This is a genomic window from Frigoribacterium sp. VKM Ac-2530 (assembly GCF_015350835.1).
In the GTDB taxonomy this organism is placed as follows: Bacteria; Actinomycetota; Actinomycetes; order Actinomycetales; family Microbacteriaceae; genus Frigoribacterium.
Genome location: NZ_JADKSE010000001.1, coordinates 272,208 through 294,463, shown reverse-complemented (window position 1 = coordinate 294,463; position 22,256 = coordinate 272,208). Strand labels below are relative to the sequence as shown.

The following is a 22,256-nucleotide window of genomic DNA, read 5'->3' as shown; positions in this document are numbered from 1 at the left end:
CGCGTCCCGGCGCCCGCCTCCTGCGGTCGTCCACAGGCGGATCCGGCGCCGCGGCCGCCGGACCGACCTGGGGAGGGACGACCTCTGCCGCCCACCGCGGACCGCGGGGGCGGGCGACGCGTCAGCGGGCCCGTTCGGCGGTGGCCGCCTCCTGTGCCGGGGCCCCGCCGGACAGGGCCCTCAGCGCCCGGCGCAGCACGGTGCTGGACGTGCTCATCGTGTAGGGGAAGTACACGACCTCGACCCCGACCTCGGCGAACTCGCGCTCGAGCCGGAGGCCCTTCTCCGTGCCGCGCCAGTCGTCGCCCTTGAAGAAGACGTCGAACCGCAGCTCCCGCCAGACGTCGAGCTTGTCGGGCACCGTCTCGGCGTAGGCCGTGTCGACCACGTCGATGTGGTCGACGATCTCGAGCCGCTCCGCCAGGGGCACGACGGGCGTGATCCCCTTCGTCAGGGCGAGCATCTCGTCCGACACGACCCCGGCGATCAGGTGGTCGCAGTGCTGGCGCGCGTGCCTCAGCAGGTTGAGGTGCCCGATGTGGAACAGGTCGAAGGCGCCGGCGGCGTAGCCGACCCGACCGTCGCCTCCGGGGCGGGTGGTCAGGGGGTCGAGCAGGTCGGTGGACGAGGTCACGGGGTCACGCTCCGGGGACGAGGGGCCGACTCGGCGAGCACGACCAGGGTGAAGAAGGCCACGAAGGCGCTGCTGGAGTCGACCAGCCCGCTCTCGACGACGCTCCTGATGGCGATGAAGACGAACGCGGGCAGCACGGCGCCGAAGCCGACGACGCGCAGGCTGGCGCGGCCGGCCGTGGCGAGGCCGACGACGACCCAGATCGCGAGCAGCCCCGTGCCGACGACGCCGGCCTGCGCGAGCGCCGAGATCCAGCTGCTGTCGAGCACCTGCTCGGCCCAGTACTGACCGGCGACGGGGACTTGCTTGACGGTGAGGCCGGAGCCGATCCACCTCGCCCAGGTGCCCGGGTCGGTCTGCAGGACGGTGTTCCAGGCGATGGTGCGCGAGTTCAGGGTGGCGATGCTCGCGGAGTCGCCTCCGCGCTCGATGACCCGGGTGAGGACGTCGGTGCTCGCGAGCAGCGCGACGGCGAGGGGCACGGCGACTGCGACGACGACAGCGACCGTCGGCCGCACACGGCGGGCCGCGACGACGGCCACGGCCACAGCCACGAGGACCGCGAGGAACGCCGCCCGCGAGCCCGTCGTGACGAAGAGGCCGGTCAGGACGACCAGCAGCGCCAGCGACCCGAGGGTCGCCTTCTCGACGAGGAGGCGCTGGACGACCCCGATCAGGGGCAGGCCGAGCAGCAGGGCGATCTCGTTCGGGCTCAGGGCCGGCAGGGTCCCGGCGAGGCGCCCTCCGGCGAGGTAGATCTGCAGGCCCGACAGCGCCGAGACGGCCCCGACGATGCCGAGGGCCAGCAGCAGCGACCGCACGACCACGCGCGGCTCGCTGCGGTGGACGACGGCGACGATCGTCGCGGCGACCATCAGCACGCGGACGACGAGCACGGTCGTCGACGTCGTCAGCCCGGCGGAGACGCCCCCGACGAACGCGATCCCGAGGTAGGCGAGCAGGAACGCCACGGCGACGGGCCCGACGCGGTTCGCGAGCTGACGCCCGTCGCGACCGGCGGGCGCTCCCGTGAGGGCGAGCACGAGCGCCACCGCGGCGAGGAACGCCTTGGCCGCGACGACGGGGTCGAGACCTCCCTCGTAGATGACGCCGGTGCGCCAGGGGACCACGGACGCCACGAGCACGGTCATGACGACCGCCGGACGGACCAGGTGGCGCGCGGCCGGCAGGTCGTCGTGCAGCGCGGTCGCAGCCCGCCACGGCGTCGTGCGCGGCGAGGCCGCGGGCACGACGACGGGGCCGGAGGCTCTCCGCGCCGGGGAGGACACGGTCACTCGCCGTCGGACGGACGCGCGTCGGGGCCGTCGGCGGCGGCGTCGCCGTCGCCGTCGCCGTCCGCAGCGTCGTTCGATCCGCGGGCCGGGCGGGCAGGACGGCGGGGGACGATCCGGCCCTTGCCGCGGGGCTTGCGCACGGACTTCGAGGTCGGCGCCACGGCGGGGGTCGTCGTCTCGTCGGCCTCGGGCCCTGCTTCGCCCTCGGCCTCGGCGGGCACACCGGACTCGTCCGCGGGTGCGGCGGGAGCCACGACCGTCTCGGCGACCGGAGCCTCGGCGGCAGGGTCGGGCGTCGTGAAGGGGTCGCGGACGAGGTCGGCGATGCTCGTCGAGCCCTCCGCCCGCGAAGTGGACGCCTCGGACGGCGCGGCCGTCCCGGACGACACGACCGAAGCGGACGACACGACCGGACCGGTCGACACGGGCGCCGACGACCGCACGTGGGCGGCCGGCGCGTGGCCCGAGCCCGGGCGGTCGACACGGCGGAAGTCCTCGTCGCGCCAGGTGGCGCGCAGCAGCACGCGGCGCCAGCGGGGCACGCCCGCGAGCACGACGCCGATCGGCTCGACGTCGAGGCTCATCAGCTCGGCGGTCAGGCTGCGGAGCGACTCCAGGCGCGTCGCGCCGGCACGGACGACGAGCACCACCTCGTCCGACTCGGCCGTCACGGTCCGCAGGGCGAAGGGGTGGGAGTCCGACGCCGACTGCACGACCGTCACGTCGTAGGTGCCGCGCAGGTCCGCGAAGAACCGCTCGACCCCCGACCGGACGAACGACCGGGTGGAGGCGCCGACCACGTCCGGGACAGGCACGCGGTCGTAGCCGGCGAGGTCCGCCTCCGTCAGCTCCGGGAGAGCGTCGTCGGGGACCGTCGAGGGCCGCGACACGGTGCGAGTGTCGAAGTCCGACTGCAGCAGGGCGCAGGTCGCGCCGAGCTCGACCACGGCCCGTGCGAGACCGCCGTCGACGCCGGCCGCCTCCGACACCGTGTCGGTGCGCGCGAGCAGCAGCACGCGGGGCAGCTCGCCGCCGCGCAGGGCCCGGAGGTTCTGCACGGTCTCGCGGAGCGCGGTGCGGGTCGCGGCCGAGGCGCCGCGTCCGTCGGGGTCGTCCGAGCTGCGCACGACGGCGGGCAGCTGCCCGACGACCGGCAGGCCCGTCGCACGACGGACGTCGTCGACCGTGCTGACGCGGGGACGCGTCCTGGCGAGGACGATCGCGAGCGCGACACCGACCCCGAGGCCGACCAGCAGGCCCAGCAGCCCGAGGACGACCGTGCTCGGGCCCGTCGACGTCGTCGGCACCGGCGCCGGCGCGGTCAGGTCCAGCGAGATCGTCTGCCCGTCGGCACCGTCGGTGGACTCGATCTGGTCGACCGTGTCCGACAGGCGCCCCGCGACGGTGTCCGCGAGCTGGGCCGCGCCGGTGGCCGTGACGTCGGTGGCCGAGACGAGGAGCACCACCGTGTCGACGGGGTTCGTCACGGTCACGCGCTCGCCCAGTTCGGCGAGCGACACGCCCTGGGCCTGGGCGACCGGCCCGAGCACCTGGGCGCTCGTCCCGAGCTGCGCGTAGGAGGCGACCTGCCGCAAGGCGAAGGCCGAGCGCTCGTCGAGGTTCGAGCCGGGCGCGTCGGCCCGGACGAACACGGTCGCCTGGGCCGTGTACGAGGCGGGGGCGACCTGCGAGAGGCCCGCCCCGGCGGCGAGGCCGAGGACGACGGCCACCACGACGACGACGAGGTGCTGGACGACGTAGCGGAGGTAGTCCCCGAGGTCGAGGCGGTCGTCGACGACGACGGCGCGGGCGGTGCTGGTCATGAGGTCCTCATCGGGTCGGAGCGGAGCTCGCGGAACCACTTGGGCAGGGCGAGCAGCAGGTAGGCGGCGTTGGCCGCGAAGAGCAGGAGGTAGGCCACGGTGAACGCGCCGGGCCAGGCGAGCAGGACGAAGACGAGGCACATCAGGCCGTAGTCGGTCGGGACGACCGCCAGCGAGTAGAGGGCACCGGTCTGGCGGCGGACGAGCACGGGCGAGCCCGCGGCGACGGACTCGGCCCGGCGCAGCTGCTCGGTGAGGACGATCGCGAAGAAGGCGACCGTCGCGACGACCTGGTAGGCGAGCGGGAGCGCCAGGATCGCCTCCCGTCCCTCGGGCTCGCGGACCCACGACGCGAAGACCGCGAGGTGCAGCACCGCGATCTTCGTCGCGTCGATCACGTGGTCGAGCCACTCGCCGGCGGGGCTGCCGCCGCCGCGGAGACGGGCGAGCTGCCCGTCGGCCGAGTCGAGGGCGTAGCCGACGACGAGCAGCAGCGGCACGAGCACGGCGGGCAGCCAGCCGGCCGGCACCGTGGCCAGGACGGCGATGCCGACGAAGGTGGCGAGGGCGCTGACCGCAGTCACCTGGTTCGGCGTCGCCCGCAGCACGTGCGCGGCGGCGGCGGCCCACCGGCCGAGGCGGCGGTTCACGAACCGCGAGTAGGCAGGTGCGCCGCTCGACGACTTCTGGGCCGACGCCAGCGCGGCCAGTGCTGCACGGAACTCGTGCGGCACGGGCGTGCGCGACGGGGCCGAGGAGGCGGTGGTCGCCTCGGGACGCACCGGCGTCCCCTCCAGCCGCGTCACGAGGCCACCGCCAGGTCCTGGCCGTGCTCGCGGTGCAGCTCACGGGAGACGACCGCACCGATGCGGCGGCGCATCTTCTCGGGCGTGTAGCGCTCCTGGTAGGCCGCCTGGGCACGACGGCCCGCGGCGGCGAGGGTGTCGACGTCGAGGCCGGCGAACAGGTCGGCGAGGGCGTCGACGTCGCGACGGTCGAAGAGCCAGCCGGTCTCGCCGTCGACGACGACCTCCTCCGGGCCCCCGCTGCGGCTGGCGACGACCGGACGGCCCTCGCTGAACGCCTCGAGGGCGACGAGGCCGAAGCCCTCGAGGGTGTCGGTGGGCAGCACGATCGCGTCCGCGTCGCGGACGTAGGGGGTGGCGTCCTCGACCTGACCGACGACCGTGACGGTCTCGGGCCGGGACACGATGGCCTGCACGAGGGCCGGGACGTCGACGCCGGCCCCGACGGCGGGCGGGCCGCCGAGGACGACGAGCTGACCGGGGCAGCCCGCCGCGTTCCAGGCGGTCAGCAGGGTGCTGTGGCCCTTGTGGGAGTTCCAGCGGCTGGCCATCAGGTAGTGGGGGAGGCGGTGCTCCGGTGCCGCGACCAGGTCGGGCGATCGCCGCGGGACGCCGTTGTGCACGACGACGGCACGGTCGTCGCCGTCGAGGCCGGAGCTGCCGAGGACCGAGCGGGACACGGCCACGAGGGCGGTGCAGGCACGGGCCAGTGGCCGGAGGCCCTTGCGGTCGGTGTCGCCCCACGGCTCCTGCAGGTGGCCGACGACGTGCTGCACGCCGGCCAGGCGCGCGAGGGGGGCGACGACGAGGCAGGCGCTCGTCGCGCAGTAGACGAGGTCGAAGTGCCGACCGGCGAGCCGCGCCGCGGTCCGGGCGGCGTCCCGCGCGAGGCGCGCGAGGCCGACCGGGCCGAGGTGCGACCGTCGGAGGATCGGCAGCGCCGTGCGCTCGACGCGGGCGCCGAGCTCACGGAGCTGCGGCCCCAACGGGCCCACGGCCACGTCGGACGGGAGCCACACGGTCACGTCGAGGTCGTCGCGGGCGGCGAGCTCGCCGACGACCTCGAGCACGATGCGGTCCGAGCCGTACAGCTCGTCGGACGAGTGCACGACGAGGACCCTGCTGCGGCGACCGCCCGGGAGGCGCGGGGGCGCCTCCGGGAGGTCGGCCGCGTCGAGCAGCCACTGCTCGGCCCGCCGGGCCCCGGGTGCCGCGTCCGCGTCGGCGGGCGCTGCCCCGGGCGCCCCCGCGCCCCGGCCGGTCGTTCTGGTGGTGTCGAGGGTCATGGGTCAGTTGCCTGCCTTCGTGATGGTCAGGTCGTCCCACGAGGAGACGACGGGTGCGTTGGTGGCGGAGGCCGACAGGTAGGAGTGGAACCCCACCCGTCCCGCGGCCTGGAGGCCCGCCGTGGAGTCGGTCGCGGTCTTGGCCCACGCCGTCGGCTCGGTGCCGCCGGCGGCCCAGACCTTCGCCCGGACGGTCGTCGGCGACGTGCCGGTGACCTCGAGGGCGACGGCGATCTTCTGTCCGGCGACGTAGGTGAGGCCGGGCACGACGCTCTCGGTGCCGAGGACCGTCTGCGTGCCGTCCGCCGCCTGGCGGAACAGCGCGACGGCGACGGCGCCGTTGGCGCGGAACGTGACCTTGGCGCGGTAGTCGCCCTGGCCCGTCACGCCACGGCCGATGACGGACGCGTAGACGCCCGCCCCGGTAGGCACCTTGTCGAGGGCCACGGTGACGCGGGTGGCCGCGTCGGTGGCCTGCACGCCGTTCAGGTAGATCTGCGGTCCCGAGCCTGCGGCCGCCATCTTGATCAGCCCGGCGCCCTGCGCGGTCGAGAACGACGAGACAGCGTTCGCGGTCGTCCACGCGCCTCCGGTGTCCGCCGAGCCCCAGCCGCCCGTCGTCTGGCGCTCGAAGGCGTCGGCGGCGTAGGCGGTGGTGGCAGGCGGGGTCACGACCGGGGGAGTGACGACCACGGGGGCGGTCACGGTCACCGGCACCGTGGTGCTGGCGGTCGCGCCGTCGTCGTCGGTCACCGTGAGGACGACCTGGTACGTGCCCGCAGCGGCGTAGGCGTGCTGCGCGGTCGCACCGGTGCCGGCCTGTCCGTCGCCGAAGTCCCACGCCCAGGAGGCGACGGTCCCGTCGGTGTCGGACGAGGCGCTGCCGTCGAGCGACGCGGCCAGGTCGACCGAGGTGCTCGTGGCCGACGCCGTGGGGGCGACGTTCGCCGGGGCCGGCGGCGGGGTGACGACGCCGGTGCCGGCGTCGTGGTGAGCCGCCACCTGGGCCGCGGTCAGGGCCGTCGGGTAGACCGACACCTCGTCGATCGACCCGGCCACGTAGGAGCTCGAGGAGCCCCACGTGACGTCGCCGCCGACGTGCCAGCGACCGTTGTAGCCCTGGGCCCCGGTCTGCGGGTTCGTGCCCACGGCGACTCCGTCGACGTAGAGGACCATGCCGGCGCTCGACTGCGTGGCCACGACCTGGTGCCAGGCACCGTCGTTGTAGGCGCGGTCGGTCGTGATCGTGTTCGCCTGGCCCGTCCAGGTGCCGAACACGAGGCGTCCGTCGTCCTGCAGGTAGACGTGGCGGTCGTAGTTGCCCGAGAGCCCCTGCGCGGAGTCGCCGTAGCCGATCAGCTTGCCGCCCGAGGTGGACGTCGTCGAGAACCAGAGCTCGGTGCTGTACGTGCTCGGCGCCTGCGCGTCCTGCACCTGCACGACCTGTCCCTGCTGCCCGTCGAACCCGAAGCCGGTGCCGCGGCTGCCGAGGGCGCCGGCCGCTCCCTTCGTGACGCCGCCGGTGATCAGGCCGGGGGCGGGCGTGGCCGTCGTCGAGACCGCCGTGCTGGTCGAGCCGGTCTCGTCGAGGCGCCAGTACAGCGACGGCTCGTCGGTCGTCACGGCCTTGCCGTAGGCGTCGGCGGGCGGAGCCGGGACGGACGAGGTGCGACCGGACGCGACCCAGTGGCCGTCGACCTGGGCGGCGCTGAGGACGGTCGGGTAGACCGCGACGTCCGCGACGTCGCCCGTGAACCAGTCGCCGCCCGCGTTCGGCCAGCCGCCGATCGTGTCGCCGCCGACCCGCCAGAAGCCCTTGTAGGCCTGGGCGCTGGTGACGTCGCCTCGCGAGGCGACCTTCACGCCGTCGATCGAGAGGCTCATGCCCGCCGAGCCGAGGCTCGCCGTGGCGAGGTGCCACTTCCCGTCGTTGAGGCCGGGGGTGCTCGAGATGCTCTGCGTGCCGCCGGTGTAGGCACCGAAGCTGACGCGTCCCGCACCGTCCATGTAGACGTGGCGGTCGTAGTTCGACGAGTTGCCGGTCGCCCGGTCGCCGAAGCCGACGATCTTGCCGCCGGAGGTGCTCGTCGTGCGGAACCACGACTCGACGGTGAAGGTCTGGGGTCCGTCGACCGGCGCGTTCGCCGATGCCGTCGAGCCCTGCTGCCCCTGGAACGAGGCGGCCGTCGTGCTGACCGGGCCTGCCGTGCCGCGCTGGACGGCGTCCGTCGTGGCGGCGTCGGAGAACCCGACGTGGTCGTAGACGGCGCTGCCGGACGGCTCGCCGAAGGTCCACAGGCTGGTGGCGCCGTCGGCGGCCACGGCCTTCTCGTACGGGTCGCCCGCCGACGACGACACCGTGACGGCGTCGGAGCGCGAGCCGGTGAAGGTGTTGCCGGCGGCGTCCGTCACCGACACGCGGTACGTGTGGCTGCTGCCGGCCGCGAGGCCGGCATCGACGAAGCCGAGCGTCGGGAGGCGCCAGAAGCGGGAGTCCGCGACCTGCGTGGCGATCGGGGTCGTGCCCGAGTCACGGAAGAGGTTGTAGGTCAGGCTGCCGTCGTCGTAGTCCCACGTCGTGGGGAACGACACGCGGACGCTGCCCGACGCGAGCGAGAGGCCGGCGGGCTTCATCGGCGCGTACTGCGGGGCGACCTTGTTCGGTGCGGTGTCGCGCGTGGCGAACGTGGCGAGGCCCTGCTGCGCCTTGCCGTTCACCTGCGTGAACTCGCCGCCCATGACGAGGTACTTGGCGGTGCTCGACGACGCGCCGAGCGACCAGCCGCCCTGCGACTGACCGGTGTACCCGCCGGCGTTGACGAGCGGGTACCAGGGCAGCTGGGTCGGGGTGGCCTGGCCGGAGTAGATGCTGCCCGCGCTCGGGCCCCCCTTGTCGGTGCCGGTCGCCGCGATCGTGTTCGCGGTCGCGCGCTTCCAGATCGACGGAGACTGCTCGCCGAAGGCGCCGACCGAGGTGCAGTCGTGCGAGTGCGAGACCGCGTAGGCCACCTGGCCGATGACGGCCGTCCCGTAGCTCGCGCCGTAGCAGTTGTCGAGCCAGACGAGGGCGCCGGTGTCGAAGCGGGTGGCGAAGCGGCCGTCGAACCAGTGGCCGCCCTCGCCGTTCCCGGTCGCGTAGACGACGCCGTCGACGAGGGTCATGTCGGTGACCCACGAGCGGTTCTTGTCCTGCTGCTTCGAGATCGGCTTCGCCTCGAACGCCTGCACGGTGCCGGTCGTGCCGTCGACCGCGCCGATGCCGACGATCGGCTGGCCGCCGATGGTCTGGAACCGGCCGCCGATGACGACGCGGCTGTCGTCCGGGGCCGCGACGACCGCCTGGGTGATGTTGTCCGTGCCGGGGTTCCACGCGGTGAGCGCGCCGGTCGCGGTCGTGAAGGCGGCCGCGTTGGCGCGGGCCTTCGAGCTCGCGGTGCCGAACGAGCCGACGACGTAGACGGTCGTGGCGGTCGGGGCGATGCCCCACACGGAGCCGGAGATGGAGGCCGAGAACGACGTCTTCAGGGCACCCGTCGAGACGGTGAAGGCCGCGATCTTGCTCTTGGCGACGCCGCCCACCGTCGAGAAGTCGCCGCCCACGTAGAGGGTCGCGCCGTCGGGCGAGACCTCGACGGAACGGCCCTGTGCGCTCAGGTTCGGGTTCCAGGGCAGGATCGCGCCCGTCCGGACGTCGAACGCCATCGCGTTGTTGCGCGTGACCGTGTTCTGGCCGTCGGCGCTGCCGGAGGGGCGCGCCGTCGTGAAGGCGCCGACAGCGTAGGCGGTCGTGCCGACGACGGCCGTGCTCCAGACGACGCCGTTGATCTGCGGCGTCGTCAGGACGTCGGAGCTCACGGTGGCGGTGCCCGCGGCGGCGGCGCTGCCGGCCGGGGTGCTGCTGGTGTAGGCACCGGTGACGGTCATGCCGGGGGCGGCAGCCGTGGCCGCCGAGGCGGCCGTGGGCGCCCAGGCGAGGCCCCCGGCCACGAGGGCCGAGAGCGCGAGGACGCCGACGGCCGAGCGGGCCGTTCGACGAGGGGTGGGGGTCATGGTCGTGTCTCTCCGGTCGGGGTCTCGGGTGAGCGGTGCGCTCGCCCGTCGGGGGGTGCGGGTCGGGTCGCGAGTTCGAGGGGGCGGTCGTCGGGGTCGGGTGCGGGGCGAGGAGGCGGGAGGACCCCGGAGCCGGGCCTACCCGGAGCCGAGGGAACGTCGCCGAGGCTGATCACGACGCGACGCACGAGCAGGCCGCCGAGCAGGCTGCCGGTGCAGAGGGCGAAGGGGACCGCGGCCGGGGGCGCCCCCACGCCGAGGACGGCGACGGCGGCCGCGAGCGAGAAGAACGAGTCGGCGACCCGCACGGCGAGCACGCGGGCCTGACCGCCCCGGACGGCCGCGAGCGACCCGTACGGGGTGACCGCGGCGACGCTCACCGCGTAGGCGGCCCAGCCGGCGACGGCGAGGGTCTCCAGCGGCCGACCGGCCACCAGCTCGCCCGCCACCGGCGCGAGCAGCACGGCGACGGCACCGACGACGAGCGCGCCGACGAGCAGCCGGAGCACGGCCCGGTCGGCCCGGCGCACGAGCGTCCGGGTCGGCACGGCGTGCGCCACCGCGAAGGTCGCGAAGAGGTAGGACGAGAGGCCGCCGACGAGCAGCAGCACCGGTGCCACGAACACGCGGGCCGCCTCCAGGTCGCCGGTCGCCACGGTGCCGACGAACAGGACCACGAGGAGGCGCGTCACGGTCAGCAGGGACGGTCGCACGACGGCCTGGGCCGCCCGCAGGGACCCGTAGGCCGCGACGATGCGCACGCCGCTGTGGCCGGTCGCCCAGCTCGGCGAGGCCGTCGCCGCCGGACGGGGACCAGCGAGAGCGAGCGCGGTCACGAGGGCGACGGACTGTCCTGCGCCGAGCGCGGCGAGCGGCAGCAGCAGGCCGGTCGTGCCGCCGACCGCGAGCAGGCCGGCGGTGCCGAGGAGCGCGCCGAGGCCCGTGAGGTCGACGACGACGAGCCGCCAGAAGCGCAGCTGCGCCATCAGGAGGCGTCGCGCGACCTCCTCGGCGGCGAAGGCACCCGCCGCGAGGGCGAAGAGGGCGGCCTCGGCCGGCTCGAGCACGCCGGAGGCGGCGATCACGACGCCGGCGACCGCCGGGGCGGCCAGGCACCACACGGCAGCCCAGGCCAGCAGTCCTCGACGGACGTCCGCCGAGCGGCGGTCGAGCACGGTCAGGGAGTCGCCGACGAAGCCGCTGGCCAAGGCGGCGAAGACGACGACGACGCCGTAGAGCACGGCGTAGACGCCCCAGTCCGACGGCGCGAGCAGGCGCACCGCGACGACCTGCCCCGCGAGGCCGAGCAGCGCCTGCGTGCCCTGGCCGCCCAGCGCGCCGAGCACGTCCGACCGGCGGCGCGGCCGAGGCCGCCCCGCCGGGGCCGTGCCCTCCCGGCGCACCCCGTCGTGCGTCGAGACGGTCATCGGGGGAGGCTCCCCGTGAAGGTGGCCGGCGCGTGCACGCCGTCCAGGTCGAGGTAGAGCGTGGCCTGGTCGCGGCGGTCCTCCGGGACGACGAAGGCGTACCGGGCGGTGACGTCGGCGCCCGCGGCGACGACGCTGTCGAGGTCGGACACGTCGACGTCGTCGTAGAGCGGCGCCGAGGGGACGGCGTCGCTGCCGGCGCGGAGGCTCGGGACGACGGACGTGAGGTCGACGTCCGCGTCGGTGCCGTTGTGCACCGTCACGGAGAAGACCACGTAGGGCGCCCCCGTGACCACTCCGGAGCCGGTGGCGGTCACCGTGCCCTGGTCGACCGCCTCCGTGGTGACGGTCAGGCCGTCGGGGTAGTCCACCGTGTCGGCGAACGGCACCGCATCGGCCTGCACCCGGTCCTCGGGCGCCTCGGCGCCGTCACGCTCGACGGCAGGCGCACCGGTCTCGGTCGCGACGTAGGCGGGGGCGTCGATGCCGCCCCCGCTCGCCTCGGCCTCGTTCGCCCCGGTGGTGAGCACGACGGTCGCCAGCACTGCGGCGGCCAGCACGACCACGCCAGCTCCGGACAGGAGCAGGGTACGGCGGCGCATCAGTAGGCCCCGTCGTGACGGAGGAGCACGCGGACCGTGCGCCACATGATCACGAGGTCGGCGGTGAGGGACCAGTTCTCGACGTAGTACAGGTCGAGGCGGACGCTGTCCTCCCAGCTGAGGTCGCTGCGGCCGTTGATCTGCCACATGCCGGTCAGGCCGGGCTTGATGTAGAGCCGGCGGTGCACGTGGCGCTCGTAGTCGGCGACCTCGCGGGGGAGGGGCGGGCGGGGACCGACGACGCTCATGTCGCCGCGGACGATGTTCCAGAGCTGGGGCAGCTCGTCGAGCGACCATGTCCGCAGCAGGCGTCCGACGCGGGTCACGCGGGGGTCGTGGCGCATCTTGAACAGCGGGCCCGCGCCCTCGTCCGCCGTGCCGAGCGAACCGAGCAGCTGCTCGGCGTCGACGACCATCGACCGGAACTTCAGCATCTCGAAGGTGCGGCCGTCACGGCCCACACGGCGCTGGCGGAACAGCACCGGCCCGGCGCTGTCGAGCCGGACGACGAGGGCGAGGACCAGGAGGAGCGGCGCGAGCACCACGAGGGCGCCCCCGGCCAGGACGAGGTCGGACACTCGCTTCATCGCGTGGCGCGGCCCGTCGAACTCGGGCAGCTCGACGTGCATCAGGGGGAGTCCCTCGACGGGACGGAAGTGGATGCGGGGGCCGGCGACGTTGGTCAGCCGGGACGCGAGGACGAGCTCGGTGGCGCGGCCCTCGAGGGACCACCCGAGGTCGCGGAGCCAGTCCCGGCCGCGGCCTGCGTCGCCGGCGACGATCACGCTCTCGGCGCTGAGGCGCCAGACGGCACGCGGCACGTCGTCGAGGCCCGCGACGACGGGGACGACGCGGTCGCCGACGACGACGCCGGAGCCGTCACGGTCGCCGTCGGTCAGAGCTGCCCCGACGACGTCGTAGACGGCGCCGCTCGTCGCGTCGATGCGGTCGACCACGTAGGCGACGTCCTCCCGGCTACCGACCACGACGGCGCGGGAGAGGAAGTGGCCGGCGCCCCGCTGGGCCTCGAGCCACCGGCGCATGCCCCACCGGCCGAGCACGAGGCCCGCGCCGCCCGCGGGCAGCGCGACGAGGAAGTACTCCTGGCCGCCGACGTGCCCGGCGACCGAGAACCAGACGGCGACGACGACGAAGGCGAGGACGCTCGCACTGCCCACGCGCTTGTACTCGAGGACGCCGCTGCCGACGACGGCGAGGTCGCGGCTGCGGTAGAGGGCCAGCGCGGCGGTCCAGACGACCGCCACGACGAGGGGGAGCCAGAGAGCCTCGAGGACGCCTGCCACGACCGCGGAGGTCGAGCCGGCGCCCTGGTCCGCGAGGTCGTCGAGCACGTCGACGACCGCGGCGGCGACCACGCTGGCGGCGACGACCGCCGTGTCGACGACACGGAGGCGGCGACGGTAGCGCAGCGCCCACCGGGCGCCGGTGACCGTCTCCGCGGCTGGCTCGGCGAGGGGAGTCGACGTCCGCGCCGGATGCGCCGGGCTGGTCGGAGGCTCCGTGGCGACGGGGGACGCGGCGGAGGCGGCCGAGGGCGCGAGCAGGTCGACGGGCTCGGCCGTTCCGTCGAGGACGGGGCGCACGGACGCGGAGGAGGAACCGGCTGGGCGGCCGGAGGGCAGGAGGGTACGGAGGGACGACGGGCTGCTGGGCATGGGGGACTCGTGCTCGGGTAGGCGACGAATGACACCGGCGCCGATTCGGGCGGCGACGGGCAACGGAACAGCCGTCCGGTCGGGATTCGGGTCCGTCCGGACGACGGGGGTCGACGGCTCGTCTGCCGGCAGCCGCGGGTACGGCAGGACGGCGACGGACGTCGCTGGGCGTCGCCGACGACGGGTGATCGTCGGCAAGGCCCGTTCGGGTGGGTGGAGCGGTTCGGGTAGAGCAGTTCGGGTGTGGCTCTCCGGGGCGGTGGGTGCCGCTGCCGGTGACTCGACTCTAAGGTGGGGGACCCCCCGGGAGGGGACCCCCCGTTCGGGGGTTCCCCTGCCCCCCGCACGTGGGACACCGCGACGCGTCACCCCGGGCGAGTCGCGCCCGGGGCGACGCCCGCCGGGCGACCGGGAGGCGCCTTCCCCGCCGCCCGCCGTGAGGCACCCCTGCGGTCCAGCCTCGCATGAGGACGTAGTATCACCTGGTCAAAGGCAGATTCGGACTCAGTTCGGAGCCTGCCGGTGCAGGTGCAGATCGACGACCATAGGACGACAGCTGTCGTGCAGACCGGGTGACGCACCCCCTCGCCCCGCACACGGGGGACGACGAACGGCAGGTGTCGCCACCTGCCGTTCACCCTGCGTCTAGCCCGTGTTAATCACCCCGCGGGCGATGTCTCACGGGCGTGTCACGAAGCCCTTCTCGACCATCCAGTCGAAGGCGACGTCGGCGGGCTCCTCGCCCTCCACGTCGACGCGGCGGTTCAGGGTGCGGAGCTCGTCGTCCGTGAGCGCCGGAGAGATCTGCTCGTAGACCGCGGCCAGCTGAGGGTAGGTCGCCAGCACGTCGTCGGTCAGCACCGGGGCGACGTTGTAGGCGGGGAAGAACCCCTGGTCGTCCTCCAGCACGGTCAGGTCCAGGGAGTCGATGCGCCCGTCGGTCGTGAAGACCTCGCCGAAGTTGCAGCGACCGCGGTCGGTGGCCTCGTAGACGGTGCCCGTGTCGAGGATGCTCACGTTGCTCGTCGGCACCCCGTCCGCCGCGCCGAGCTCGAGGCCGTAGCGCTCGAGCATGGGGGCGAAGCCGTCCGCGCGCGAGTTGAACTCCGCCTCGACGCAGAACGTCCGCTGGTCGACGGGGAGGGCCGCGATCTGCGACAGCGTGGCGACGTCGCCCAGCTCGGCCACCGCCTCCGACCGGACCGCCATCGCGTAGGTGTTGTTGAGCGGTGCGGGCTCGAGCCAGACGAGGCCGTTGGCCTCGTCGGCGTCGCGCACGGCCTCGTACTGCTCCTGCTTGTCGGGGATGCCCGCCGCCTCTCCGAGGTAGGTGAGCCAGGCGGTGCCCGTGTACTCGTAGGTCATGTCGGCGCCGCCGTCGAGCATGAGCTGGCGGACCGCGACGCTGCCCGGCACGTTGGTCATGTCGGTGACCTCGAAGCCCGCGGCCTGGGCGGCGAGCACGGCGATCTTGCCGAGGATCAGCTGCTCCGTGAAGTTCTTGGCCGTGACCGTGATCGCGGCGTCGTCCGGGAGGTCGTCGATCGCCTCGATCGAGCCGGGCGCCACGGCGGGCACGAACGCGGTCGCGGGCTGCAGCCCGCAGCCCGTGAGGAGGGCCGCGGACGAGGCGGCGACGACGCCCAGCAAGGAGGCGCGGCGCAGCGCCCGCAGGCGGGGGCGACGGTCGTCGGTGGGGGTCATCGGAGGCCCTTCGGTCGGGCGACGTGCTCGACCACGCGGCCGAGCCAGTCGATGAGCAGCGCGAGCAGGGCGACGAGCAGGGCGCCCGAGACGAGCACCTTCGGCAGGAACAGGTTGACGCCGGTCGTGATGAGCAGCCCGAGACCGCCGGCGCCGATGAACGTCGCCAGGGCCGCCGAGCCCACCAGCAGCACGAGGGCGGTGCGGATCCCGGAGAGCATGACGGGCACGGCGAGCGGCAGCTCCACGCGGAACAGGACCGAGGCGGCGGACATCCCCATGCCCCGACCGGCCTCGACGAGGCGCGCGTCGACGCTCTGCAGGCCGACCATGGTGTTGCGCAGGACGGGCAGCGCCGCGTAGAGCACGAGGGCGATGACTGCGGTCCAGAACGAGAAGCCGAGCCACAGGGCCAGCAGCACGATCAGGCCGACGGCGGGGGCCGCCTGCCCGAAGTTGGCGAGCACCAGCACCGGCCCGGCCGCGCGCCGGAACGGACGGCGAGTGAGGAGGACGCCCAGGGGCACGGCCAGGACGAGCACGATCGCGGCCGACGCGAAGGTGAGCGCCAGGTGCTCGCCCGTGTAGGTGACCAGGGCCGACGGGTTCAGGGTCGTGCGCTCGGCGGTGGTCAGGTCGGCGGTCGACAGCCACACGCAGAACGCGGCGAACACCACGGCGACGGCGGCCGGCTGGACGACGAGGCCGAGCCACGACGGCCGGGCACGCCGGGGGCGGCCGGCGGACGAGGAGGCGGCGGGCACGTCGGCGACGGCGGTCACGGACGGTCCCCGGCCGGGCCCGCGCCGTCGGCGACGCGGTCGCGCTCGGCCTCGGCGCCCTCGGCAGGGTCGCCCTCATCGGCCAGCGGCGCGTCCTGCGGCTGCCCGACGACGGGCAGGGGTCCCGTGTTCGTGCCGACCGGGGCGCCCTCGAGCGCCACGGCCGCGGCCTTGCGAGCCCGGGTGATGGCCTCCATGACGACCTCGACCGTGATGACGCCGACGAAGGCGTCGCGTCGTCCGGTGACCAGCGCGGCGCCGGCGCTCGAGACGAGCATCGTGTCGAGGGCGTCGTTGAGGGTGGCGCCGCTGCCGATCACGGGCAGCTGGGGATCCGTCCCGTCGGGCACGACGTCGAGGCGCGAGAGCTGCCGCAGCGACGGCCAGCGGGCGGGGCGGCCGCGGTCGTCGACGACGACGGCGTGCTCGTGCCCCGCGGCCTCGACGCGGGCGGCCACCTCGCGGCCGGACTCGCCGGCCTTGGCGACCACCGCCTCCGCCAGGTCGACGTCGCGCACCCGGGTGAGCGTGAGCTGCTTGAGTCCCGCACCGGAGCCGATGAAGTTCTCGACGAACTCGTTCGCCGGCTCGGCGAGGATGCGCTCCGGGGTGTCGTACTGCACGATGTGCGCGCCCTCGGAGAACACCACGATCCAGTCGCCGAGCTTGACGGCCTCGTCGAAGTCGTGCGTGACGATGACGATCGTCTTCTGCAGCTCGTGCTGGATGTTGATCAGCTCGTCCTGCAGGCGCTGGCGCGTGATGGGGTCGACGGCGCCGAACGGCTCGTCCATGAGCAGCACGGGCGGGTCCGCGGCGAGGGCCCGAGCCACGCCGACGCGCTGCTGCTGGCCGCCCGACAGCTCCCGGGGGAACCGGTCTCGGTAGGTCGCCGGGTCGAGCGAGACGAGCTCGAGCAGCTCGTCGACACGGGCCGTGATGCGGTCCTTGGACCAGCCGAGCATCTTGGGGACGATCGCGATGTTGGCCGCCACCGTCATGTGCGGGAACAACCCACCGGCCTGGATCACGTAGCCGATGCGGCGGCGCAGCTCGTCGCCGTCGATGTCGGTGACGTCGTCGTCGCCGAGCACGACCCGGCCCTCGGTGGGCTCGATCAGGCGGTTGATCATCTTGAGGGTCGTGGTCTTGCCGCAGCCGGAGGGGCCGACGAGCATGACGATCTTGCCCGCGGGGATCTCGAGGGTGATGCCGTCGACGGCCGGGGCGGCCTGTCCCGGGTAGCGCTTCGTGACCTGGTCGAGCAGGATGCTGCGGCCCGACACCTCCGTCGCGGACGAGGAGGCGGTGGGGGAGTCAGTTCTGGACACGGATGCCTCTCGAGATGGTCAGGCGGCCGAGGCCGACGAGCAGGAGGTCGAGCACGAGGGCGAGGACGACGACGCCGACCACCCCGGTGACCACGGAGGCGAGCGCGTTCGCGCCGCCGGCTCGGGACAGGCCCGAGAAGATGAAGCCGCCGAGGCCGGGCCCCAGCGAGTAGGCGGCGACGGCGGCGATGCCCATCACCATCTGCGCGCTGACGCGCACGCCGGTGAGGATGACCGGCCAGGCCAGCGGCAGCTGGACCTGCACGAGGGTGCGGAGGCTGCCCATGCCGATGCCCCGCGCGGACTCGACCAGAGCCGAGTCGACCTGGGTCAGGCCCACCACGGCGTTCCGCAGCACGGGCAGGGTCGCGAAGAAGGTGACGACGACCACCGCGGGCACGACCCCGAAGCCGAGCGGCACGATCAGGAGGCCGACGACGGCGAAGGACGGGAGGGTCAGGCCGATGGCCGAGACGCCGTTCGCCACCGCGGTGAGGGCGGGCACCCGGTACACGAGCGCGGCCACGACGACGGCGATCACCACCGCCAGCACGAGGCACTGGACCACCAACGAGAAGTGCTGCCACGAGGCGAACCAGATCTGGTCCCACCGCCCCGTCACGTAGTCCCACGCCATCTGATCCCCGTTCCTCGTCACTCGCTCGTCGACCCGTCCGCACGAACGCCCGGCCTGGACCGGGCGTTCGGCGTCCACCATAACGAGGACACGTCGGGTCCTGTCCAGGCGACAGCCGTCGGCGAGGGGGCCCTGGCAGGCCGATCGTTACCTGCAGCCGGGCACGGAACCCCTGGTCAGGGGGCCGGTCGGCGATCAGGGAGCAGCCGAGTGTAACGATCGTGAGCAGAACGCCGGAGGCGCGGTGCAGGACCTGCCTGCACCGCGCCTCCTGCGGACTGCCCGTCAGGCCGAGGGCACCCTCGCGGACGCCTTGTGCCGGGCTCCGTGGTGCTCGTCCGGCAGCCGGTCGCCGCGGCCGAAGAGCTTCTGGCGGAGGGTGCCCGGCTCGTACTCGGTCGGGTACACGCCGCGAGCCTGGAGCACCGGGACGACGTGCTCGACGATGTCCTCGAAGGTGCCGGGGGTGATGGCGTAGGCGAGGTTGAACCCGTCGACGTCCGTCTCGGCGACCCACTCCTGCAGCTGGTCGGCGATCTGCTCGCCGGACCCGACGATGCGCGGGCCGAGCCCCCCGATGCCGGCCGCCTCCGCGATGTCGCGGATCGTCCACTCCTTGCCGCTGTCGCCCTCCTGCGCCTGGAAGTTCGCCAGCGCCGACTGGATCGCGTTGCTCTCGACGTCGCCCACCGGGTCGTCGAGCGAGTACGTCGACAGGTCGACGCCCATCCAGCCCGACATCAGGGTCAGCGCGCCTTCGTGCGACGCGTAGCGCTGGTACTCCGCGTGCTTCGCCTCGGCGGCCTCGGGCGTCGCGTCGGTGATGATCGTCAGCAGCGTGTAGATGCGGGCGGAGTACCGGTCGCGGCCCGCCTCCTCGAGGGCGTCGCGGAGCTTCGTGACCGTCGCGGCCAGGCGCTCCTTCGTGGGGGCGGCGACGAAGATCGACTCGGCGTTGCCGGCGGCGAAGCGGATGCCGCGCGGCGAGGCGCCCGCCTGGTAGATCACCGGCGTCCGCTGCGGGCTCGGCTCCGAGACGTGGATGCCGGGCACCTTGTACCAGGTGCCCTCGTGCCCGATCTCGTGCACCTTCGTCGGGTCGGTGAAGACGCCGGTCTCGCGGTCGCGGACGACGGCGTCGTCCTCCCACGAGCCCTCCCACAGCTTGTAGAGCACCTCGAGGTACTCGTCGGCCTGGTCGTAGCGGTCGTCGTGGTCGAGCTGGTCGTCGGCGCCCATGTTGCGGGCGGCGCTGGGCAGGTAGCCGGTGACGACGTTCCAGCCCACGCGACCGTCGGTGAGGTGGTCGAGCGTCGACATGCGCCGCGCGAACGGGACGGGGTGCTCGTAGGCGGTGCCGGCCGTGATGCCGAAGCCGAGGTGCTCGGTCGCGGCCGCCATGGCCGAGACGAGCAGGATCGGGTCGCCGACCGGCGTCTGCGTGCCGTTGCGGAGCGCCGCGTCGTGGTTGCCGCCGTACACGTCGTAGGTGCCGAGCACGTCCGCGATGAAGAGGCCGTCGAAGCGACCGGCCTCGAGGAGGCGCGCGAGGGAGGTCCAGTAGCTCAGCTTCGTGTAGTCGGGCGAGCGGTCGTCGGGGTGCCGCCAGAGACCGGGGGACTGGTGCCCCACGCAGTTCATGTCGAAGGCGTTGAACCGGATGCGTCGAGTCATCGGGCCATCGTCGTCGTGCACCGTCGCGGGCGCCACGGGCCTGCAACACGGCGTCACACGCGACGCCTAGTCTTGGTCGGTGACCCGCCCTGCCCCGACCCGCCGAGACTCGCCCCGCCCTCCTCGTGCACGGCTCGGACGGGACGTCGTCGTCCTGGGCGTCATCGCCTTCTTCGTCATGGTCGGCTTCGGGGTCGTCGTGCCCGTGCTGCCCGTCTACGCGGCGAGCTTCGGCGTCGGCTACGTCGCCGTCGGCGCGGTCCTCTCGGCCTTCGCCCTCATGCGCCTCGTGGCGAGCCCGTTCGTCGGGCGCATGATCGACGTCGCGGGCGAGCGCGTCGTCCTGTCGGTCGGGATCGGCATCGTGGCCGTGTCGAGCGGCCTCGCGGGCCTCGCGCACGACTACGTCCAGCTGCTGCTGCTGCGCGGTGTCGGCGGCATCGGCTCGGCGATGTTCACGATCTCGGCGATGACGCTGCTGCTCGCGTCGACGACGCCCGACCGGCGCGCCCGGTCGATCGGCTTCTACCAGGGCGGGTTCCTCGTCGGGGGCATGGCCGGGCCCGCGCTCGGCGGCCTGCTCGCGACCGTCTCGCTCACCGCGCCGTTCTTCTTCTACGCCGGCACGCTCGCGGTCGCCGGCGTCGTCGGCATCCTGCTGCTCAGCCCGCCGCGCCGAGGCGACGCGGCGGCCGCCGCGGCCGTCGAGCCGGCGCGGCCCCTCGCCGACGTGCTCCGCGACGTGCGGTTCCGGACGGCGTGCGTCGCGAGCTTCGCGCAGGGCTGGTCGTCCCTCGGCGTCCGCAGCGCGCTGGTGCCGGTGCTGGTCGTCGAGGTGCTGCTCCAGCCCACCTCCTGGACGGGCGTCCTCTTCGCCGTCGCCGCCGTGGCGCAGACGCTCGCGCTCGCGCCCGCGTCCCGCTTCGTCGACACCGTGGGTCGGCGACCCGCCGTGATCGGCTCGTTCGCGGTGGCCGCGGTCTCGCTCGCCGCCGTCCCGTTCGCCCCGGGGCTCGTGACCCTCGGCGCGCTGCTGGCCGTCTACGGCGTCGCGACGGCGTTCATGGGCACGGCCCCGGCCGCCCTCGTCGGCGACGCGGCGGGCGCGCGGGGCGGTCGCCCCGTGGCGATCTTCTCGATGTGCTCGGACGTCGGCGCGATCGCGGGCCCCCTCGTCGCGGGGCTGCTCGTCGACGTCGCCTCGTTCGAGGTGGCCTTCGGCACGGCCGCCGCCCTGCTCGCGGTCAGCGCGGTCGTCGCGATCCGGCTGCCGCGCGGCATCCCGGTGCCGCAGCCCTAGCGGGAGCTCGCGGTCGATCCGCCGGCCGGTGCGTCAGGCCCGGCCGTCGAGTCCGAGTTCTCTCAGAGGGACCCGGTCGGAGCACCACGGTGCAGATGTGGTCGCCGCCCTCACGTTCGTCCGATCGGGTTCGTAGGCTGATCGCATGTCCCCTTCGAGGAAGCTCGCTTCTCTGGCAGCCCGCGCAAGGGCGGCTTCCACCTCGACGTCCATGTCCCCTGCGGTGATGCTCGTCACAGGACTCGTCCTGGTAGCTCTGGGCTTCGGGGTCTTGTGGAGCCTGTCTCCTGAGAACGAGGACCCGGGAAACCGACTGCAGGTTCTCGGTCTGATCCTGTTCTCCGGGGGAGTCCTTCTTGCTCTGGGCGGGGTCGGGAAGGCGATCTGGGAACTGTGGACGAGACGCAGCCGGAGATGACCAGCACGAAGTGCAGAATGCGGGGCCCTCTAGCTGGGGCCCGCAAGACGGTCGACCACCGGTACGCCAGAGGCAGTTCGGGTGGCGACCTTCGACCGGCCGCAAAGGTCCCGCTAGCGTCGGGGCATGACGGACAGGGGTGGAGAGAGCTTGCTGCAGCGCTTGGTGAAAGCAGTCGTGAATCGGAGTTCGGTCGTGGAGGTCGTCAAGACGGTTCCTACAGGGCCCGCCACGATCCCTTACCCGCAGCTCGACACTCGAGCGCAGGCTCTGGGCTTCGCCCTCTGCGAGAAGCGACTCTTGACCGAGATCGAGCACGCCCAGGACACCGCCCGAGCGTTGAACGATCTCAGGCCTCATCTTCTCCGCTTCGTGGTGCCCTGGATCGTTCTCCCCACGCGAGCGACGAACGGCATCGCCGAAGACACCGATGGACGAGGGCCGCACCGCGGCGACATGCAGGTCGTCGTCGAGTGGCTCGTGGCGTCCGGCGCTCTCCGCCCCCTCAGTGAGTTCCAGCGAGACGAGCTCGTCCGTGCAGAAGAGACCCACCGCATGGCTCAAGGCAGTGCGAAGGTGTTGTTCGAATCGAAGCCGCCGGAGTATCTGGACGTCTTCGATCGGGAAGTGACGCGGGACGCGTGGGGGGTGCTCCCGGCCGTCATGCTCGAGGTGTACCCGGAGCTGGTGTCGACAGGAACAGCCTGGTCAACGCTACGTGGACCTGGTGCACATACCTAGCCGAGACGATCGGTGCCCGATCGAGGATCGTAAGTCGGGCAGGAACTGCTGACCGCGAAACTCGTACTCA

The 22,256-nt window shown here is 73.7% G+C and carries 16 protein-coding genes; 2 read left to right on the top strand and 14 right to left on the bottom strand.

The window, feature by feature from the left end; genetic code table 11:
• Positions 1 to 121: 121 nt before the first annotated feature.
• The 14 genes from ITJ48_RS01340 to ITJ48_RS01275 form a co-directional block, all read right to left on the bottom strand.
• The gene (locus tag ITJ48_RS01340; protein WP_370544725.1) at positions 122 to 634 is read right to left on the bottom strand and encodes an adenylyltransferase/cytidyltransferase family protein; all 513 of its coding nucleotides are present in this window, start codon (positions 632 to 634) and stop codon (positions 122 to 124) included.
• Positions 631 to 1,929, bottom strand: coding sequence for a hypothetical protein (locus ITJ48_RS01335; protein ID WP_194612123.1), 1,299 nt, complete (start codon positions 1,927 to 1,929; stop codon positions 631 to 633). The genes ITJ48_RS01340 and ITJ48_RS01335 overlap by 4 nt, the downstream gene beginning before the upstream one ends.
• Complete coding sequence (locus ITJ48_RS01330; RefSeq protein ID WP_194612122.1) at positions 1,926 to 3,752, bottom strand: Wzz/FepE/Etk N-terminal domain-containing protein; 1,827 nt, start codon at positions 3,750 to 3,752, stop codon at positions 1,926 to 1,928. The genes ITJ48_RS01335 and ITJ48_RS01330 overlap by 4 nt, the downstream gene beginning before the upstream one ends.
• Positions 3,749 to 4,558 carry a CDP-alcohol phosphatidyltransferase family protein gene (locus ITJ48_RS01325; protein WP_370544724.1) on the bottom strand — a complete coding sequence of 270 codons (810 nt, stop codon included), beginning with the start codon at positions 4,556 to 4,558 and terminating at the stop codon, positions 3,749 to 3,751. Before ITJ48_RS01325 ends, ITJ48_RS01330 begins: the two co-directional genes overlap by 4 nt.
• Positions 4,555 to 5,844 (bottom strand): glycosyltransferase family 4 protein, encoded by a 1,290-nt coding sequence (locus ITJ48_RS01320; protein WP_192041641.1) that lies wholly within the window; start codon positions 5,842 to 5,844, stop codon positions 4,555 to 4,557. Before ITJ48_RS01320 ends, ITJ48_RS01325 begins: the two co-directional genes overlap by 4 nt.
• Before the next feature lie 3 nt (positions 5,845 to 5,847).
• Positions 5,848 to 9,894, bottom strand: a complete 4,047-nt coding sequence (locus ITJ48_RS01315; protein ID WP_194612121.1) for a LamG-like jellyroll fold domain-containing protein — start codon at positions 9,892 to 9,894, stop codon at positions 5,848 to 5,850.
• The gene (locus tag ITJ48_RS01310) at positions 9,891 to 11,321 is read right to left on the bottom strand and encodes a hypothetical protein (protein WP_194612120.1); all 1,431 of its coding nucleotides are present in this window, start codon (positions 11,319 to 11,321) and stop codon (positions 9,891 to 9,893) included. The genes ITJ48_RS01315 and ITJ48_RS01310 overlap by 4 nt, the downstream gene beginning before the upstream one ends.
• Entirely contained in the window at positions 11,318 to 11,923 is a 606-nt protein-coding gene (locus ITJ48_RS01305; RefSeq protein WP_194612119.1) for a hypothetical protein, read from the bottom strand. The genes ITJ48_RS01310 and ITJ48_RS01305 overlap by 4 nt, the downstream gene beginning before the upstream one ends.
• On the bottom strand, positions 11,923 to 13,599 hold the full coding sequence (locus ITJ48_RS01300; RefSeq protein WP_194612118.1) for a sugar transferase: 1,677 nt from the start codon (positions 13,597 to 13,599) through the stop codon (positions 11,923 to 11,925). Before ITJ48_RS01300 ends, ITJ48_RS01305 begins: the two co-directional genes overlap by 1 nt.
• A 678-nt stretch (positions 13,600 to 14,277) precedes the next feature.
• A complete protein-coding gene (locus ITJ48_RS01295; RefSeq protein ID WP_123545738.1) occupies positions 14,278 to 15,303 on the bottom strand; it encodes a glycine betaine ABC transporter substrate-binding protein in 1,026 nt (341 codons plus the stop codon).
• Positions 15,300 to 16,067, bottom strand: a complete 768-nt coding sequence (locus ITJ48_RS01290; RefSeq protein ID WP_369878208.1) for an ABC transporter permease — start codon at positions 16,065 to 16,067, stop codon at positions 15,300 to 15,302. Before ITJ48_RS01290 ends, ITJ48_RS01295 begins: the two co-directional genes overlap by 4 nt.
• Before the next feature lie 14 nt (positions 16,068 to 16,081).
• Positions 16,082 to 17,416 carry an ATP-binding cassette domain-containing protein gene (locus ITJ48_RS01285; protein WP_370544723.1) on the bottom strand — a complete coding sequence of 445 codons (1,335 nt, stop codon included), beginning with the start codon at positions 17,414 to 17,416 and terminating at the stop codon, positions 16,082 to 16,084.
• Positions 17,403 to 18,053 carry an ABC transporter permease gene (locus ITJ48_RS01280; protein WP_194612117.1) on the bottom strand — a complete coding sequence of 217 codons (651 nt, stop codon included), beginning with the start codon at positions 18,051 to 18,053 and terminating at the stop codon, positions 17,403 to 17,405. The genes ITJ48_RS01285 and ITJ48_RS01280 overlap by 14 nt, the downstream gene beginning before the upstream one ends.
• A 285-nt stretch (positions 18,054 to 18,338) precedes the next feature.
• Positions 18,339 to 19,727, bottom strand: coding sequence for an LLM class flavin-dependent oxidoreductase (locus ITJ48_RS01275; protein WP_194612116.1), 1,389 nt, complete (start codon positions 19,725 to 19,727; stop codon positions 18,339 to 18,341).
• A 79-nt stretch (positions 19,728 to 19,806) separates the two neighbouring features.
• Here ITJ48_RS01275 and ITJ48_RS01270 point away from each other — a divergent pair, with 79 nt between their 5' ends.
• The gene (locus ITJ48_RS01270; protein ID WP_370544722.1) at positions 19,807 to 21,027 is read left to right on the top strand and encodes an MFS transporter; all 1,221 of its coding nucleotides are present in this window, start codon (positions 19,807 to 19,809) and stop codon (positions 21,025 to 21,027) included.
• A 544-nt stretch (positions 21,028 to 21,571) separates the two neighbouring features.
• Positions 21,572 to 22,186, top strand: a complete 615-nt coding sequence (locus ITJ48_RS01265; RefSeq protein ID WP_194612115.1) for a hypothetical protein — start codon at positions 21,572 to 21,574, stop codon at positions 22,184 to 22,186.
• The last annotated feature ends 70 nt before the right edge of the window (positions 22,187 to 22,256 follow it).